At 42.3% G+C, this 16,720-nt stretch carries 14 protein-coding genes; 6 read left to right on the top strand and 8 right to left on the bottom strand.

Features of this window, described 5'->3' with window-relative positions; all coding sequences use genetic code 11:
• The first annotated feature begins 113 nt into the window (after window positions 1-113).
• A complete protein-coding gene (locus tag DRW07_RS09120; RefSeq protein WP_124027609.1) occupies window positions 114-2,339 on the top strand; it encodes a bifunctional diguanylate cyclase/phosphodiesterase in 2,226 nt (741 codons plus the stop codon).
• Here DRW07_RS09120 and DRW07_RS09115 read toward each other — a convergent pair.
• Window positions 2,277-2,897, bottom strand: coding sequence for a uracil-DNA glycosylase family protein (locus DRW07_RS09115; protein ID WP_124027608.1), 621 nt, complete (start codon window positions 2,895-2,897; stop codon window positions 2,277-2,279). The two genes, DRW07_RS09120 and DRW07_RS09115, sit on opposite strands and share 63 nt — an antisense overlap.
• 120 nt (window positions 2,898-3,017) lie before the next feature.
• Here DRW07_RS09115 and DRW07_RS09110 point away from each other — a divergent pair, with 120 nt between their 5' ends.
• A complete protein-coding gene (locus DRW07_RS09110; protein WP_124027607.1) occupies window positions 3,018-3,338 on the top strand; it encodes a pyridine nucleotide transhydrogenase in 321 nt (106 codons plus the stop codon).
• Window positions 3,339-3,364: 26 nt separating this feature from the next.
• Here the strand turns inward: DRW07_RS09110 and DRW07_RS09105 are convergent, their stop codons facing one another.
• On the bottom strand, window positions 3,365-4,492 hold the full coding sequence (locus DRW07_RS09105; RefSeq protein WP_124027606.1) for an acyl-CoA desaturase: 1,128 nt from the start codon (window positions 4,490-4,492) through the stop codon (window positions 3,365-3,367).
• Between the two features lie 105 nt (window positions 4,493-4,597).
• Between DRW07_RS09105 and fabR the strand changes: the two genes are divergently transcribed.
• Window positions 4,598-5,194, top strand: a complete 597-nt coding sequence (gene fabR, locus DRW07_RS09100) for an HTH-type transcriptional repressor FabR (protein ID WP_124027605.1) — start codon at window positions 4,598-4,600, stop codon at window positions 5,192-5,194.
• 153 nt (window positions 5,195-5,347) lie between these two features.
• Here the strand turns inward: fabR and DRW07_RS09095 are convergent, their stop codons facing one another.
• On the bottom strand, window positions 5,348-5,602 hold the full coding sequence (locus DRW07_RS09095; protein WP_124027604.1) for a hypothetical protein: 255 nt from the start codon (window positions 5,600-5,602) through the stop codon (window positions 5,348-5,350).
• Window positions 5,603-5,917: 315 nt separating this feature from the next.
• On the opposite strand from DRW07_RS09095, the gene DRW07_RS09090 reads away from it, so the two are divergent.
• Entirely contained in the window at window positions 5,918-7,108 is a 1,191-nt protein-coding gene (locus DRW07_RS09090; RefSeq protein WP_124027603.1) for a hypothetical protein, read from the top strand.
• A gap of 29 nt (window positions 7,109-7,137) precedes the next feature.
• Here the strand turns inward: DRW07_RS09090 and DRW07_RS09085 are convergent, their stop codons facing one another.
• On the bottom strand, window positions 7,138-9,198 hold the full coding sequence (locus tag DRW07_RS09085) for a winged helix-turn-helix domain-containing protein (protein ID WP_124027602.1): 2,061 nt from the start codon (window positions 9,196-9,198) through the stop codon (window positions 7,138-7,140).
• Window positions 9,199-9,342: 144 nt separating this feature from the next.
• Here DRW07_RS09085 and DRW07_RS09080 point away from each other — a divergent pair, with 144 nt between their 5' ends.
• Window positions 9,343-11,655, top strand: a complete 2,313-nt coding sequence (locus DRW07_RS09080; RefSeq protein WP_124027601.1) for a CocE/NonD family hydrolase — start codon at window positions 9,343-9,345, stop codon at window positions 11,653-11,655.
• Window positions 11,656-11,786: 131 nt separating this feature from the next.
• On the opposite strand, the gene DRW07_RS09075 is transcribed toward DRW07_RS09080, so the two are convergent.
• The 3 genes from DRW07_RS09075 to trmA form a co-directional block, all read right to left on the bottom strand.
• The gene (locus DRW07_RS09075; RefSeq protein WP_124027600.1) at window positions 11,787-12,548 is read right to left on the bottom strand and encodes a tetratricopeptide repeat protein; all 762 of its coding nucleotides are present in this window, start codon (window positions 12,546-12,548) and stop codon (window positions 11,787-11,789) included.
• A gap of 22 nt (window positions 12,549-12,570) precedes the next feature.
• Window positions 12,571-12,999, bottom strand: coding sequence for a DUF4177 domain-containing protein (locus DRW07_RS18315; RefSeq protein WP_165870457.1), 429 nt, complete (start codon window positions 12,997-12,999; stop codon window positions 12,571-12,573).
• 317 nt (window positions 13,000-13,316) lie between these two features.
• Entirely contained in the window at window positions 13,317-14,402 is a 1,086-nt protein-coding gene (gene trmA / locus DRW07_RS09065; RefSeq protein ID WP_124027599.1) for a tRNA (uridine(54)-C5)-methyltransferase TrmA, read from the bottom strand.
• A 119-nt stretch (window positions 14,403-14,521) separates the two neighbouring features.
• Between trmA and DRW07_RS09060 the strand changes: the two genes are divergently transcribed.
• Window positions 14,522-15,772, top strand: coding sequence for a DUF5610 domain-containing protein (locus tag DRW07_RS09060; RefSeq protein WP_124027598.1), 1,251 nt, complete (start codon window positions 14,522-14,524; stop codon window positions 15,770-15,772).
• A gap of 1 nt (window position 15,773) precedes the next feature.
• Here DRW07_RS09060 and DRW07_RS09055 read toward each other — a convergent pair whose 3' ends face one another.
• Entirely contained in the window at window positions 15,774-16,223 is a 450-nt protein-coding gene (locus DRW07_RS09055; RefSeq protein ID WP_124027597.1) for an RNA recognition motif domain-containing protein, read from the bottom strand.
• Between the last annotated feature and the right edge of the window lie 497 nt (window positions 16,224-16,720).

The following is a 16,720-nucleotide window of genomic DNA, read 5'->3' as shown; positions in this document are numbered from 1 at the left end:
AGTCTTCTTTGAAGCGCTACGCTACTATCATATCGGCGTCGTTATTAGAAAATTGGCAATTTTTTCAGTCTAATGTACGATAGAAATATAGGTTTTTACAGAGTTGTTAAACAGTGCCTTCTGATTATGAAAATGATGAACTCGTTTTTCTGGACGAAGAAAGTCATACTGAGCTAGAACGCGACCACGACCAAGTCTGGAAAATACTCGTTGTTGATGACGACGAAGAAATCCATACTGTGACCCGACTTGCTCTTTCAGATTTAATCCTCCATAACAAACCTTTGGAGTTTCATCACGCCTATTCCGGGGCTGAAGCCCGCGCATGTATTGAGGAGCATGGCAGAGATCTGGCAATGATTTTGTTGGATGTGGTTATGGAATCAGATGACGCTGGCTTCCAAGTCGTTAAGTACTTGCGTGATGAAGCTAAGCTTATGGAACCCAGAATCATTCTGAGAACCGGTCAACCTGGGTTTGCACCAGAAGAAGATGTAATCAAGAATTACGATATTAACGACTACAAAACTAAAACTGAGCTCACGCGAAGTAAGTTGTTAACCAGTGTTATTTCTTCGCTTCGCTCTTACCAGCAAATTATGACCATCAACCAAAGTCGGTTGGGTCTGCAGAAAATTATCTCATCTTCAGCCAACCTGCTTGAAGAGCACTCCATCAAAGGGTTTTGTGAGGGCATTGTTACTCAGATAAGCTCTCTTATTGGCTTGGATGCAGAAGGCTTAGTGTGTGCGAAAGCCGGTACAGTGTTGGACAAAAGTGATGATGGTGTATACATACTTGGCGCGGCTGGCGCTTATGCCTCTTTTATCAACGAACCTATTAATCACCTCAGCAATGTTGAAATTAGAGACGCCATAAACCGCTGTCTGAAGATAAAGACCCATTTATTTGAGTCAACATACACCGTACTTTATCTAAATGGCTCGGGGTATGAGGCCGCGGTATTTTTGAGTACTACTCACGAAATGAACGAAATGGACAAAGGGCTCCTTGAAGTGTTCTTGTCCAGTATCTCTGTGGGTTACGAGAATGTGTATCTTTTCCATGAGTTGCGTAATGCGGCATTTAAGGACTGGCTCACGCGTTTGCCCAACAGAACACAATTTATCAATGTGCTTAACAACATGGTCCCGGAAGCGGGCCAAAAGAACAGCGTAGCGCTAGTCGACATCAATCACTTCTCAGATATTAATGATGGCTTGGGTCAGGAGCTAGGTAATGAGTTACTGAAATCAGTCGCTGACAGATTGAGAACATGCTTTCCTGAGAGTATAGAAGTGGCTCGTATTGGCGCCGATGTATATGGAATTGCTGGTAATACTGAACAGGTCAATGAAGCGCGCATCAATGATGTCTTTCAGGACGCCTTTAAAGCGGGCGATTACACCTTACCTATCAATGTAAAAATAGGATTGTGTGAGCACAGTGGTGAGGCATTGAAAGGGACGACTTTGCTTAAACGTGCCAATATCGCCCTTAATCTTGCTAAACGCAGTCTTAGTGACAATTTCGCGTTTTTTGCGCCAGAAGTAGAAGAAGAGACGGCGGGCAGAATAAATCTAATCAGAAAACTACGGACCGACTTCACCGACCGCAAGCTTGAATTGTGGTTTCAACCACAAGTTGATCTAGCAACTGAAAGAGTGGTGGGTATGGAGGGGCTACTGCGGTGGCCTGACGGCAGTGGAGGATACATTCCTCCCGGCGTTTTTGTTCCTTTGGCTGAATATTCAGGGCTTATTGTTGATATTGGCCAATGGGTATTGGAAGAGTCTTGTCGAAGGCTCGCTGAATTAGATAAGCAAGGTTATGCCGATTTGCGTATAGCCGTGAACGTTTCCATCCCACAATTTAGAGATAAATTATTTGTGGAAAAAGTGTTGCGAGCACTTGAGACAAATGATTGTGAGCCAGAAAGGCTAGAGCTAGAAATTACAGAATCTGTGGTTATGGACGAACCGCAAATTGTCATTGATGCATTAACTCGACTTAAATCTCACGGAGTCGCCATTGCCATTGATGACTTTGGAACGGGTTTTAGCTCTATGAGTTATCTTCAGAAGTTTCCTCTTGACAGGTTAAAGGTTGATCGGTCTTTTGTCAGCGATATCAGACCTGGGCAAAGTGCCTTCATTGCAGAAACCATAGTCACATTGGGCGCTAAACTTGGTTTAAGTACCATTGCAGAAGGGGTTGAAACCAGAGAGCAAGCAAATTACATGATAAAGCTGGGTTGCGACGAGGCGCAGGGGTATCTATTTGCTAAGCCTATGCCGTTTGACGCACTCATTAGCTTCCTCTCCAACTACCAAAAGTGATTGTGCAACTGCTCTTTGGATATCTGGGAGCACCTCAGACGTAAACCATGAGTTTTTAGCCAGCCAGCGATTATTTCTACCAGAAGGGTGGGGCATTACCCAGGTGTTGCGGTGGCGAAGAGGTTGCTCCTTTATTGCTTGCGTCAACGTTGAACTTTCATTAGCGTAATAACGCTGCGCAAACCTTCCCACTATCACAGTACAAAGTGGATTGATTCTCGACAGAACTTTATTATGCCAGGTTTGCGCGCACACCTTCATAGGTGGCGCATCGGCGTTATTTTTATAACCAGGAAAGCAAAACCCCATAGGTAGGAGTGCAACGTGTCGAGGGTAATAAAACGTATCTTCATCAATACATAACCACGAACGAAGCCTAGCGCCACTGGCATCATTCCATGGCTTATTTGTTTCATGGGCTTTCAATCCGGGGGCTTGTCCGACAATCAACAAGCGGCTCTGTGAATGTAAAGCTAAAATTGGTCGAGGATCGAAAGGTAATTCGGCGGAACACAAGGTGCAGCGGCTTATGTCCAACATTAATGACTCAATTTCCATACTTTTATTCGTGCTCTCAAGATATTTGTAATATAACTGTAATAATAATATGTTTGACGATTGTTGAGTGGTAACGTATGCTATCTTATACAGGTTTACTGTATTAACGGAGTACCAGACATGCGTAAAGTAGTATCAGCAATTATGCTAACAGCAATTTGTGGTGTCGCGCATGCGGAGTCTGATAAAAATCAGCTTTTCGAGTGTATGGACACAAAAACTTTCGAAATGAACAGTCAATGTGTCGCTGACAACATCAGCAACAACGTGGCCTTCCGCGAAGTGCAAACTAAAATTACTCAGCGTGCTGACGACAGCAGCGACTATGTAATGGCGACAATGAAATTCTATCCTGAGCAAATGCGAATAGAGATAGTCGCCCACAAAGATGCTGCGTATTCAAACGTAACACAAAAGCCAAATACCTTGGCGAAAAGATAAAAAAAGCCGGTCAACGACCGGCTTTTTTATGCCATTGCGGGCGACATGGTTACTATGGCCTGCCACTTCTCACGTTGAAGCTTAAAAGCTAGCTTAACTTCTTTCAGTTTATAATCCATCTCCAGCCTCTCAATACCCTGTTTTAGCTCCTCGCTCCTTTGTTTGAAGCACTCTCTTCTTGCTGCATAATACTCAACAAGTTTTTTACTCATTGCTTCATATTCTGCATGTAACTTTTCGAGCAAGGCCTCTGCATTGGGGTATTTAGTAAATTCTTTTTGAGCACGAAGAAGTTGCATTTGTAATTTTGCTTTTTCTATTCTTTCTTCAGGACAACGGCGCAGATTTTTGGTTAAACCAACCCGTGACAGACCGTAAATCAGCCACTTTGTTGGATCGTATTGCCACCATTGAATGCCGTTTCTATAGTCATATTCAAAAATATGGTGGTAGTTGTGGTAGCCTTCACCAAATGTGAAAAACGCCAGCACGCCATTATCACGGGCTGTATTTTTATCTGTATAGGGTTGCGAACCCCAGTAGTGAGCCAGAGAGTTAATGAAAAAGGTTACGTGATGAACAGCCGCTAAGCGGAATACGCCAGCCAACAGCATCATGCTTAACACATCCCCGTTAAGCCAACCTAGTATACCTGTAAGACCAAAGTTAGCGGCAAGTACTATGGGTAAATAGTAATTATGCTGCCACATAACAATTTTATCTTTCTTTAAATCTTTACAATTTTCGTACGCTTTATAAGGGTTGCTGTTGTATTCTCTGACCATCCACCCAATGTGTGAGTACCACAGCCCTTTTTTGGCTGAATACGGGTCTTTTTCCTCGTGGTCAACGTGCTTGTGATGCTCTCTATGATCGGAACACCAGTGAAGGATACTGTTTTGCAGTGTCATTGCACCGCCGATTGCTAGGGTTAGTCTGACTACTGGGTGCGCTTCAAAGGCTTTGTGAGCCCATAAACGATGGTATCCGGCGGTGATAGACATACCAGTAAAAAAGAACAGAGCGACAGTGACGGCAATCTCAACCGCGTCAAAGCCATAGGAGACCGCCCACATAGGGGTTGCGATTAAAGCAATAAGCCCTGTGATGATAAATACGGCAACATTGGTTTTGATAATTGGAGGTTTAGACATAGTATTACGATTCAGCTTACAACTGTACGCTAATTTAGCGTCTTCTCTTGACATAGGCAAGATAATTGCGCTGAATAGCACAATTATTTACGGAGTGAACTAGCTATGAGTAGGCAGGAACAAAAGCAAAAAACCAGGCAGAATATTATAAATGCTGCGTTCGCATTGCTTGATGAAAACAGAAGTTTGTCTGCGATTAGTCTTCGTGAGGTAGCTAGGGAAGCGGGGATTGCCCCAACGTCTTTCTATCGTCATTTCAAAGATATCGATGAACTAGGTTTAACATTAGTGGATGAGGCTGGACTGGCTTTGAGGCAATTGATGCGTCAGGCTAGGCGTCGAATTGCCACAGGCGGCGGCGTTATTAATACCTCAGTCGACACATTCATGGAGTTTATTGGCGCTAATAAAAACGTGTTTAGGGTGCTTCTTCGCGAGCATACAGGGACATCAGCCGCTTATAGACTTGCGGTGTTTAGAGAGATTCAGCATTTTATTGATGAGCTGACGGACTACATCGTTGAACAACAAAGCATACCCAGGCAGGTTGCTCATCTTCAAGCTGAAGCCATGGTGAAACTCGTGTTTAGTGCTGGTGCCGACGCATTAGAAGCTGACAAAGAAACCAGAAATTCGATTGCTGAGAGAGTTAAAAGTCACCTGCGCTTTGTGCAAGCTGGAGCACAAGTTATGGAAAGGTAGCTAAGGATTGACGCACCAATCTTTAATACTGCATTGCTTCTTCGACACCACTTATTGCCCCGGATGACCATAACTTAAAGCCAATTCTGTTGAGTTGAGTCAGAGTCAAAAGATCATCTAAATCGTTTAGGTTAAAGCCTCTGTCTATTTAGATTAATTTAGATGTCCGGAATCAACATGACCAACACCAACACTCAGTGTCGAGTTTTCGCTTAAATCAAATTTGAGTCCGGCTACTACTTTGTAACCCGTCGACCAGTCGGATAACGCTTGCTGATTTTGTTCGAACCGCGAGTACACTTTCCCTAACCCTACAGTGATGAAAGGGGTTACTGTGTCAGCATACCCCGTGTAAGAAAGCGTGTTATCAGCCCAAATACCTAAGCTCAGTGCATTCGCAGATACCAAGTTAAAATCGTTCTTTGGTGCCGTGATTTGCTATGTATCGGTACTGTCTTTGGTCTATCTAAATTTGACTGTCTGGGGGCAGTCGTCTTTCCATCTAAGACAACAATCCTCGATATGGTTGTAAGTCTTAACTGAGATTAACTAGACCCTTCGGTTTTTATTTTATGGTTGTGTTGATTTTTGAAGTGCAGGATAGAGCGTGCTTGTGAGCTTTTAGCACTAGATTGATAGAAAGGTTTTTTCTTGTGTTATTCAGACATGAACGCACTAGTGAAGCCTCCATATTAAGAATATTCAGTATTAAGAGAGGGAAACATGACACCAAAAACACTTTGGTTCGTGATGATGTGTATATGTGGTGGCTTTTTTTGCACAGCAGTAGGTGCTGATACACAGATGGCCAAAAAAGAAGAATTATACCGAGATATGGTTTTCCGCTCGTCACCCTATGCAGCGTTGCAGGGGCGTCACCCCGTGACAAAAGAAAATATTGGGTATGGGCAATATTATCGTTTTATCAGAAATGATAAAGGCCAAGTCGTTCGCATTGAGCGCTGGTTCAGAAAAGCCATCACCAGAGGCGGGTATGCCCGTTTTGGCGCGATAGCGAGTGCCGCAAGTGTTACCTTTGATTATAACGACAATCAAATGATTAGACGCTACTGGGATGAAAACAACCAACCCATGGAAAACTATTGGGGTGTGACCGAGGAAATCTTTACCTTAGATGAGCTTGGCCATAAAAAAACGCTAACCTATAGAGACAAGAATGGTGATCGCGTGGCCGATTCGAGAGGTGTCTGGATCACCAAATGGGATGTTAGCCAAGATGGTAAAACGGTGATTGAAGACCGCTTTAATAAAGATGGAAACCCTGAAAAACTGAATGAATTTCTAGACTTTGGTCGTATCAAAATGTTGTTTGATGAGCATGGCTTACGCTTGGAGACATGGAATATTGATGCTCAAGGGAAACTGCTGAATAGCCCGCAACGCCAGGTGGCCATCGTGAAGACTTTTTGGGATGAGTCCACTTTAGATGAAAAGAAAATTGCTTGGTATGATGCTGAAGAAAAGCTAAAAAACTTAGCTCCCTATGAAAAACGCCCTGGCATCTATGGTTTCAGTAGTGAAGTCTACGAGCATGATAGTAACGGCTATACAGTGGGTATGATTCAATTTGATTCAGAAGGTCGAATTGTCACATTGCCTGGCGATGGCTCGGTTTTTTCTCGGAACATCTATGATGCTGAAGGGTTTGTTCTTGATATTCGGTTTTTTAATGACAAGGGGAAGCCAACACTGAATGGAAATGGCGTCGCGCGTATTGAAGTTATCCGTGATGACACGGGTCGTACATTACAGAATAGGTTCTATGATCTAATGGGTGCGTTAACCAACAGGAAAAACGATGGGGTTGCTGTGTTCAAGCTCACTTACACGGAAGGTCAGCCAAGTATTGAGCGTCTAGATAAAGACGGCAATGAAATAAGCTCCCAAAATTAAAAATTTTGTTGCAACACAGAGGCTAGTCTTTAAAAGAGGCTAGCCTGTTTGGCCTCTATCGCTTGAGAGTAGGTTTGATATAGGTCACTGTCGTTACCACTTGATGAGCGCTTGCCCAGTAATACCAGGTTTTTATTAATAGAAAAATGACCCACTCTGGTGGGCAAGGTAGCGACAGCCTTATTCATTTCTACATCAAAAACTTCCACTTGCTCAGAATGCCAGTTGTAAAAAGCAATGTGCTTACCGTGTTTTTTGACATTAAACTGGCGACCAAAGGAAGGGCTAATTTTTTGCTCTGATATCACAATTGGCTTTTTTTCCAGTCCCATAAACATCTGGCCTTCTTGATCAAACCAGAGCCAGTCATCCTCGGATTGACTGTAGCGCACCGCTTTCCATTTGGGGTCCAGAAGATGCTTTGTATTGTCGATAAAATCTAGTTCTACAACTTGCCATTGGTTGCCCAATTTGGTACTCAAGGCAACGGTTTCTGGCGTCTTAAATGAAAGGTTTCGATATTCCTTTTGAGGTAGATCCAAGACGGATGTTTCGCCATTTGCAATGTTAATAATATGTACTGCGTTTAAAGTTAAACCTGCTATTTTTTTTTCGTCTGGAGACCATGCTAAATCAACGTAATGACGGTCATCGGCAAATTCTGTAATTTTTGTTTTTCTTTTTGTTTCATGATCAACCAGCCATAACTCTTCACTCCCGGAAGCTGGGCTGATGTATGCTATTTGCTTACCACTTGGAGAGAAAACCGCGAGTTTTTCGTCAGAAGAACCATTCAATATTGACGTCGATTCTCGGTTGTCGAGGTTGTATTCAGTAATATTTAAATTGTGTTTGAATGCAGTAAATACATAATCTCTACCATTGCTATGTCGTTCAGGGCGATGAAGAAGTAGCGGGCTGCTAAAGAGGAGTGTTTTATTACTGCCATCAATATCGAACTGCACAATATCGCGAGCAGGGTGTTCACCCATCATCACGACATGCTCACCATCATGTGACCAAATACCGCAGCAAATGTAACTGTTTAGCTGGAACAAGAGTTCAAGTTTTTGCGTGTTTAAGTCAAGTTGATAGAAGCCTTCCCATTGCTTTTCATTGGGTGATGATATGAGTAACTTGTTTTCTGAGGGGTGGACATCAAATTGGCTATTTCCGCCCAAATGAATATCGGGCTGAGGAAGCCATGTTATTTTGCCAGAATCAAGATCTATTGAGTACAGTGAATAGGGTTCCCCTTTTCCTGGCGATTCCGCAAAAACTAATACGTTATCATCATGGGTAAACTTAATAACGCCAAAACTGCCTGGATTACAAGTGTGAATGAGTTTTGGTTCTGACATAGTTAACCCGTCAAACCGTCTTATAAAATATTCACAACGCTCTTGTGTTGCGGCTAAGTATACGAGTTTATCTCCAGCATTATTCCAGCTTCCCGGGCCTACACCAACATTGTCTCCGTGTGTTACTTCAACTTGCTCGCCTGAGTATATGTTTTTGACAAAAAGTCGAAGAGTGCTCCCATCATAATTCATATATGACAGTCTAATGCCATCTGGTGCAAAACTGGGGAATGACTCACTGCCTTTATCTGTTGTGACTGCTTTAGCTGAGGTTATTACCTTAGATTCAGGTTTGTACAAAAACACGGCACTCACAAGCAAACTAATAAGAACTGTGATGGCCAAGTATAGATAGTGCTTTGTAGTGAAAGCTAACTTGCTGCGCTTTGGGCTGCTAACAATGTAAGGCTCTTCGTCTTCAATTTTTGTTGTGTCTGCAATAAGGCGATAGCCGCGTTTGGGTACTGTGACGATAAAACTTGGGTTTCTTGCGTCGTCTTGGAGAGCTTTTCTTGTTTTTGTGATGAGTTTGCTAACGGTATTGTCGCTTACGTAGCGTCCTTGCCACACGTCATTAAGCAAGGTTTCCTTGCTGATCACTTGATTGTGATGATGACAAAAATAGGCCAGGAGTTCACTCATCATAGGCTCAAGTCGAACAGTTTCGCCATGGCGATATAACGTTTGTTTTTGTTCGCAAAACTCAATGCCATTTATTTGCCAGCGCATATATCTCCAATTTTATGCTGTACAGCCCTTTAATAACGCGCTGTCACAAAAAGTCATAACTCTTCAGAGTTTAGTCAGGACGCTAAGTAGGTGTCTCGGTACTGTGTGAACACTTTAACGCACAATGCAACCACGGACACGCCAATGACTGAATTTAAATTATATAAGGTAATAATCATTGTTTTGATGATTTTACTTAACTTGATACAAAAAACCTATGCAGATGATACTGAGAAGTTTGCCTTGCCCAAAGCAATCGCCAATGCAGATTTAAGCAATGAAAATGCATTGGACAATATACTCAATTCTGAAAGCTTCAAACAAGAATTAGCATTATTTGCTGCATCGCTCACGCTCAAAGACGTTGAAGAGCAAAACATGTTTAACAAGGTCGCTTTACTGTCGTTAAGAAATGACGGTGCTGCAATCGAAAAGCTAATTGACAGTCAAAGCAACACAAAAGAATTTGCTCACTATCAATTCTTCCATCAAACGAAGGACGCATTGGGCAGCAAAGCAAAATCTAAAACAGCACTGATAAATGAAGCTAGTCGCCTTATACAAAAACGTTTTTCTGGATTTGACGATGAAGAGTTTGTGCAGATGTCACTGGCACTAGGTTGGTCATTATCAAATGCTAAATCTTATGCTCATAATATCTACAAACAGCTTAAGGACAGGGCGACGCTATCTAAAGAAGAAATGATAGTTGTTGCTGTTAATACGCACCTTTTTCATGTACTTGAAATTATCATACCTATCTCAGCAGAGACGATTAACGCAGAACAAGAGCGCCGCTTTATCGTACAACCAGATGTATTGGTTAAGTTGGATGGTGGTATTGAGTTGTCAACGACAATAGTGCGAAGTAGGGGGCAAGCAGCACCAAACACAACGGCTTTACAATTTACTATTTATGCTGATGAAGCGGCGCATATAAAGACTGCCATGCACGCAGCCGCTCACGGATTTATTGGAATGGTCGCCAACTCACGCGGGAAACGCTCAAGTAAAAACAAAATCGTACCTTGGGAACACGAAGGGAAGGATGCCGCTCAACTCATTGACTGGATTACTGAGCAGGTATGGAGTGATGGAAAAGTTGTTATGTACGGCGGTAGTTATAATGGGTTCACGCAATGGGCTACAGCCAAACATATGCCTAAAGGCTTAAAAGCCATTGCCCCCTATGCTGCGGCAAATATAATCACTGGACTTCCTTATGAAAATAATATCGCGCTAACAGATAATTTTGAATGGCCACTTTTTGTCACCAACAATAAAACTCTAGACAATACTATTTACCGTGATTGGCAGAGAACGCAGGGGATTGTCGACGAATTATATACCAGTGGACGTCCGATTACTGACATCGACAAAATAGCAAATACGCCAAGCCCATGGTTACAAAAATGGTTAGCGCACCCAGAAGATGACGAGTATTACCAAAGTATGGTGCCTCATGAAGAGGAATATGGACGCATCAATATTCCTGTTCTGTCAATTACCGGCTACTTTGAAGGCGGGCAAATATCAGCACTTCATTATTTTCATGAGCACTACAAGTACAATGAGGCAGCTGATCATTCTTTACTAATTGGGCCATATAACCATTGGTCTGCCCAAAACAAACCGCGTTCGCATCACAGCAATTATGAACTCGATCCTGTTGCATTAGAAAAGGATACTGAAGAAGTGGTGTTTGAGTGGTTCAATTACGTTTTACACGGAAAGAAGCGACCAAAGTTAGTTCAGGCGAAAGTCAACTATCAAGTCATGGGTGCCAATGAATGGCGGTATGCAGATTCCATTGAAACTTTAAACCAGCATAATCAGACGTTCTATATTCAATCTACAAAGCCTAACTCTCAACAAAACTATGTGTTGGGCACTACTGCATCAAAGGATAGCGACGAATATATTGAACAAACCATTGATCTGGCTGACAGGACAGAACAGCGCAACAGTGCGCCTTGGCCTGTTATTCAGAGCAGTATTAACAAGCAAAGCGGTATTCAGATAGAAACACCCGTATTCGAGCAGGATATGGAGCTAACAGGTGCAATAACGGGCTTTTTCGATATATCAATTAACAAAAAAGACGTCGATTTAGGGTTTAACTATTACGAAGTCACCGCAGACGGGGAAGTTTTCCACTTAAACACATATCGTAGTCGAGCGAGTTATGCTGATGATATTTCTAAGAGGCGCTTACTTACGCCAAATCAAAAGCGAAGGGTGCCTATTGTCAATGCGCGTTTTACATCTAAGTTAATTCGAGCTGGAAGTAAAATTGTTCTGGTATTGAACGTGAACAAAAATGTCGCTGCACAAGTTAATCTCGGAACGGGAAAAACGGTAAATCATGAACATATTTCAGATGCAGGTGAGCCGCTAGCACTAAAGTGGTATTTATCGTCACGCATTAATCTGCCGTTAAAGGCTTGGCAAAAATAGAAGAGTTAGACACTTCATAGTTTTGGAATTACATAAACTATGAAGTGTTTTATTTTGCGGAAAACGTGACATCGAACAGAGGCAAAAATACCTAAACTTTCAATTCAGTCGCCATAGGGCGTTGACTGACATTAACTACTGCGTTTTCTTAATACCACAAAGATAATAAGAGCAAGTACACCTATAACCAAAGCAATACCAGGAAGTAACCATTCTTTGATGGCAAGCGTTTGCACTAAATTATTGGCTTGTTTGTGCCTCGGCTCGAAGTGTAGCGCTTGGTCCAGCATTTTTTTTGCACCATCAATATTTTCTTGCGCTATGTATATTTTAGCCATGTTGGTATAGGCACTTCCGGCGACATTAAAATCCCAGTTGTTATACCACCAGTGACTGCCTGGCGCGTGACTACCTCTTTTGGGTCTGCCGCTCATCATTTGCCCGCCTTCTGCAGCAGCAGGTAAATAAACACCTGAACGAGAAGAAATGACATTCAACAGTGTTGCAGAGCGTTCCTTTTTTGTGAGCGTATTATTATCATCAATATCGAGTTCCAATAACGTCTTGTGGAAATCAATGTCAGAGGAATGAACGCCATACAATGCACTTAACATACTCTTGCGAATAGAGTGAACAAGAAATCTGCGACTGTTCTCACCCCAATCAACGGCAATTGCGCCATGTTTAATGATTAACAGGCTTGCAAACTCTCTTTTATTATAGAATTTTTCAACTTTAGCCAAACGCCCCGATATAAAACCGGCTTGTTCCGGACTCGGGTATTGATGCCAATATTCAGTGGGGTACCGGTCTTCTCCCTCTGAATTGGCATATGAAAAACTTGGAAATCCAAGCTCAATGAGAAGCAGGATAAAAAACAACATCCATTTCATTTCAACGCTCACTTCTACAACCTTATTGGTGGGCCACTTCTCTCTCTAAAAGCACCTGCATTTGTCCAGCGCCACCATGTACACTACTTCCATGATTGACAGTATGTACTCTCCACCCTGCTTCTGCGAAAGTATTGAGTATTGTGTCTACTTCATATGACGCATCGTGTTTTGTCTTTTTTCCCCAGCCTGAAATCCAAGAAACGTCATTTTTTAATACTACAGTTTTGTATTCGAAGTGTTTGGTATGGACAGGTTCCACGTAATCCAAAGTAGACAAGTCTATCGAAAAAACAGACGCCAAGGCTTTCTTTGATTGAAGCGATATAACGCCTTCCTTCTCGATACGTTGTACCGTTCTCAAATTTAGCCCAGCAGAAACAGCCAGCTCTTCTTGCGACCAACCATGGTCGCGCCGTAGTTGTATAATTTGTTCCGAATCTACTTTCATGAAGGCGCCTTTTTCTGGTTATTAACATACAATGCTATAGCTAATGGTAAACCAATAGCCAAGGCAGCAACATAACTCTTTATTGATGTACCCACAGAAAGGGTAAATCCCAAGAGAAATAAACAGCTCCAAATGATATTTTTATGTTTTGAGTCGAGTGCAAATTCGCTATGGTTCATAATGATTTCCTACTTTTTAACAAGAATTTGCAATTTGATTTATTTCTTTAACCACAGCTACGGCATTGATACGACAGTATTACGACAGCATATCTTTCCACTTACTTATCAATAAGTAAGCGCACTTATTTCTTTAATTTATCTTCTCTTGGTAAGCAACACACCCGCTTCAATGTGATGGGTAAATGGAAATTGGTCAAACAATGCAGACCGCTCAATGCGATGAGTTTGTGTCAATGTGGCCAGGTTCTCCCTCAACGTATCGGGGTTGCAAGAGATATAGATAATGTTGTCGTACGCTTGCACATAGGACAATGTCGCTGCATCTAAGCCCGCTCTTGGTGGATCCACAAGCACCGTTGTAAAGTTATAGCTATCTAAATTGATATGGCCTAATCGGGTATAGGTTCGATTGCCCGCTAATGCATCTACAAACTCTTCTGCAGATAATCGGGCAATGATGACATTGTCGATAGCATTTTTTTGGATACTAAATTGCGCCGCTTTTACAGACGGTTTGGCGATTTCTGTTCCCACGACATTGTCAAAGTATTCGGCTAGTGGGAGACTAAAATTGCCCGCGCCGCAGTAAAATTCAAGCAGATCGCCACCCAAGTTTTGACTGCAATGCCCAGCCCATTCAATCATGTTAATGTTGACCGCAGCATTAGGTTGCGTAAAGCTATTTTCAATATGCATAAAAGAATAGCTACGGCCCGCTATGGGTAAGCTCTCTACTATATAGTCCCTGTCTAAAACAATTTTTTGTTTTCTCGCTCTGCCGATTAGTGACACTTGAAACTCTTGTCTCAATTCACTTTGCAGTTTTTCAGCCGCGCTTGTCCACTCATCATCCAATGGTTTGTGATAGAGCATGCTGATGACTAACTCTCCGCACATACCAGACAAATAATCAATTTGAAAAAGTTTGCGACGCATAACCGGTAACGATTTGACCTTACTTATCACTGTCTGCATGGCTTTATTAATGGCTTCACAAGCCGGTTCAAACTGATCGACTCGGTAGGGCTTTTTCGATACTTGGTCAAACATAATGTGATAGAGGTCATCACCATCATGCCAAACACGAAACTCTGCACGCATCCGATAGTGTTTATCCGGTGATTCAAATACTTCCAGTGCAGGGGCATTAAACTGCGCTAACATTGAAGTAAGTCGAGTGACTTTTTCTTCAAGTTGTTCTTGGTAGTTGGGGTTACTCATAGTGTATCCAGATAAACGTTAGGTGTGTTTCGACGCGCATTTTAGGCGTAGGCAACACAAAATTAAACCTATTCATGTTTCTGCCGATAACGTAGTTGAGGAATGAGAGGGTTTTAATTATGAACATTGGTAGCATCAAGGCTTTTCTTGGTGGAGAAGAGGCTGTTCGTCCCGATACCAAGATAAAAGAGCAACTGCAAGCGGAAGGGCTGAAGCAAGCGAGGCAATTCCAACAAACAAGTGTTGTGGAAACATTCAGTTCACAGTACAGCATTGCCTACAAGGCGCTGGGTGATTCACTCAAACAAAACGTTGAAGTTAACGGTAAAAGGGACACAAAAGATACACAAGAGGCACCAGAGAAAAGTGAATCTTCAGGGTTCGACTTTGAAGCAATAGCAGACAATGTCATGCGCTTCGTTGGTGGCGTTATTCAGGGAGCAGCGTCAGGCGGTGCAAGTGATGAAAAATTGAATACGCTATTCTCCCAGGCTCGAGAGGGCGTGAGTCGTGGTATTGGTATGGCTCGACGCGACTTGTCTGCTTTTATGAGTCCTGATTTGTCTTCGGGCATCGATAGCGCAGAAAAATCGATTTTTGGTCGCATTGATAGACTTGAGACATCTATTTTTGCTCCGCAGGCAACAAATACTATTGCCGCTGCTGAGTTTGAGTCTTTCAAAGGTTCAGAGCTGCTTATACGCACGAGAGATGGAGATGAGGTTACTCTTCGCTTTCAACAACAACGCTCAGTCAACTATGCGCAGAGCACGAGTGTCAGTGTGGCTAATGAACCTGTGGGTCAGGGCCAGGCGGGTAATTATACAAGTAGTACTAGCAGTCAGTTCGGTTTCTTTGAGCGACTGGGTATTTCGTTGCAGGTCAACGGTGATATAGACGAAAAAGAACTGAACGCGATACAAGAGCTTGTAGAGCGTATTGCCAAAGTCGCCGATGAGTTTTTTAATGGCGACGTGGAGAAGGCATTTAAAGATTCTTTGGCTCTAGGCTATGACAAAGATGAACTGGTAGGTTATTCGCTGCAGTTAACAAAGGCTAAAAGTGCATCTGTGTTAAGTGCCTATGAAGATGTCAAACAGTACAATGAGCAGCAAACCAATGAGCCAGCACGAGAAATAAAGCCGGTATTGAGTTATGTTGATGATGTGTTGAGGACAATGGATCAGGCAAGCCGAGTGCTTGCTGGTATGAATGACTACAATAATATAGTGACCGACATCGTTAATAGAATGGACGAGGAAGTAAAAACACCGGATCTGGTGTCAGCCATTAACAGGTTCAATCAATTCAACAAAGAAATTGTCGATGCAGCGTCAACCGTATCGGAGAAAACAAAGGGTGGCCAATAGGCTACCCTTCAACTTTATCTTTGGCGGGTCTTACCTTCAACGTCCTGTCCTGAAAGACAGTATCATTGAGTTTGTCTATCACGGCATTAACGTCATTAGACACGACCTCTATGAATCCATACCCTTTGCGTTTTCCTGTCCTTTTGTCTTTCATTAAGCGAACAGACTGAACAAAAACATGGCTACCAAAGAAGCTTTTTACTGCGTCTTCGTTGGCCCGATACGGTAAGTTACCCACATATAAGGTTGTGGTTTCCTTATTTTCTTGTTGCTGGTCAGTTGCTTTCTCTTTCACTCCGCTTGTTGTAATGAAGGTTATTACCAAGCAGGAAATGAAAACATATATCGCAATGTGTAAAGGAGTGGGGGTTAGCACATTTGGAAAAAGTAGTGATGCACCAATGGCACTAACAGTACTTAAAACTAGCCCGAATATTAGTTGATTGCTCATACAGCCTACCTTGTATTTTTTTTATTAATGAAATGGCAGCTCATATAGTGTACTGACTAATCATGAAATGAACAATCTTAACCTTTATGTTTAAAAAAAGGGTGTTGAAACTGGTGAAAATAGCCGCTTTTACATGAAATGACGGTCAAAGTAGAAAAAAATTAAAAAACTTGTTGCCTTGTGAAAAAGATTACGTACAATGCGCGCCACGTTGAACGAGGGCTTAAGCGAAAAGCTGCAAGCGCTATTCAGTAAAAACCAAGCGCCAATTTTTAATAATTAAATTTAAAGAAAAGCCTTGACACTGCCAACGAAACGCGTAGAATGCGCGTCCCGCTTGGGGAGGAAAGCTCACCAAGCCGTTATGCAAAGCATAACATTTGTTCTTTAAAAATTAGATACAAGACAATCTGTGTGGGCACTCGTTAAGAGTGTCACAACGACAATTTATTTAGCTTTACTTTATTAACTTAAAGTCAAGTATTTCGATTTTAATT

The organism is Paralteromonas sediminis, from assembly GCF_003820355.1.
GTDB classification, from domain to species: Bacteria; Pseudomonadota; Gammaproteobacteria; order Enterobacterales; family Alteromonadaceae; genus Alteromonas_F; species Alteromonas_F sediminis.
This window is presented reverse-complemented; position numbering and strand designations above follow the sequence as displayed.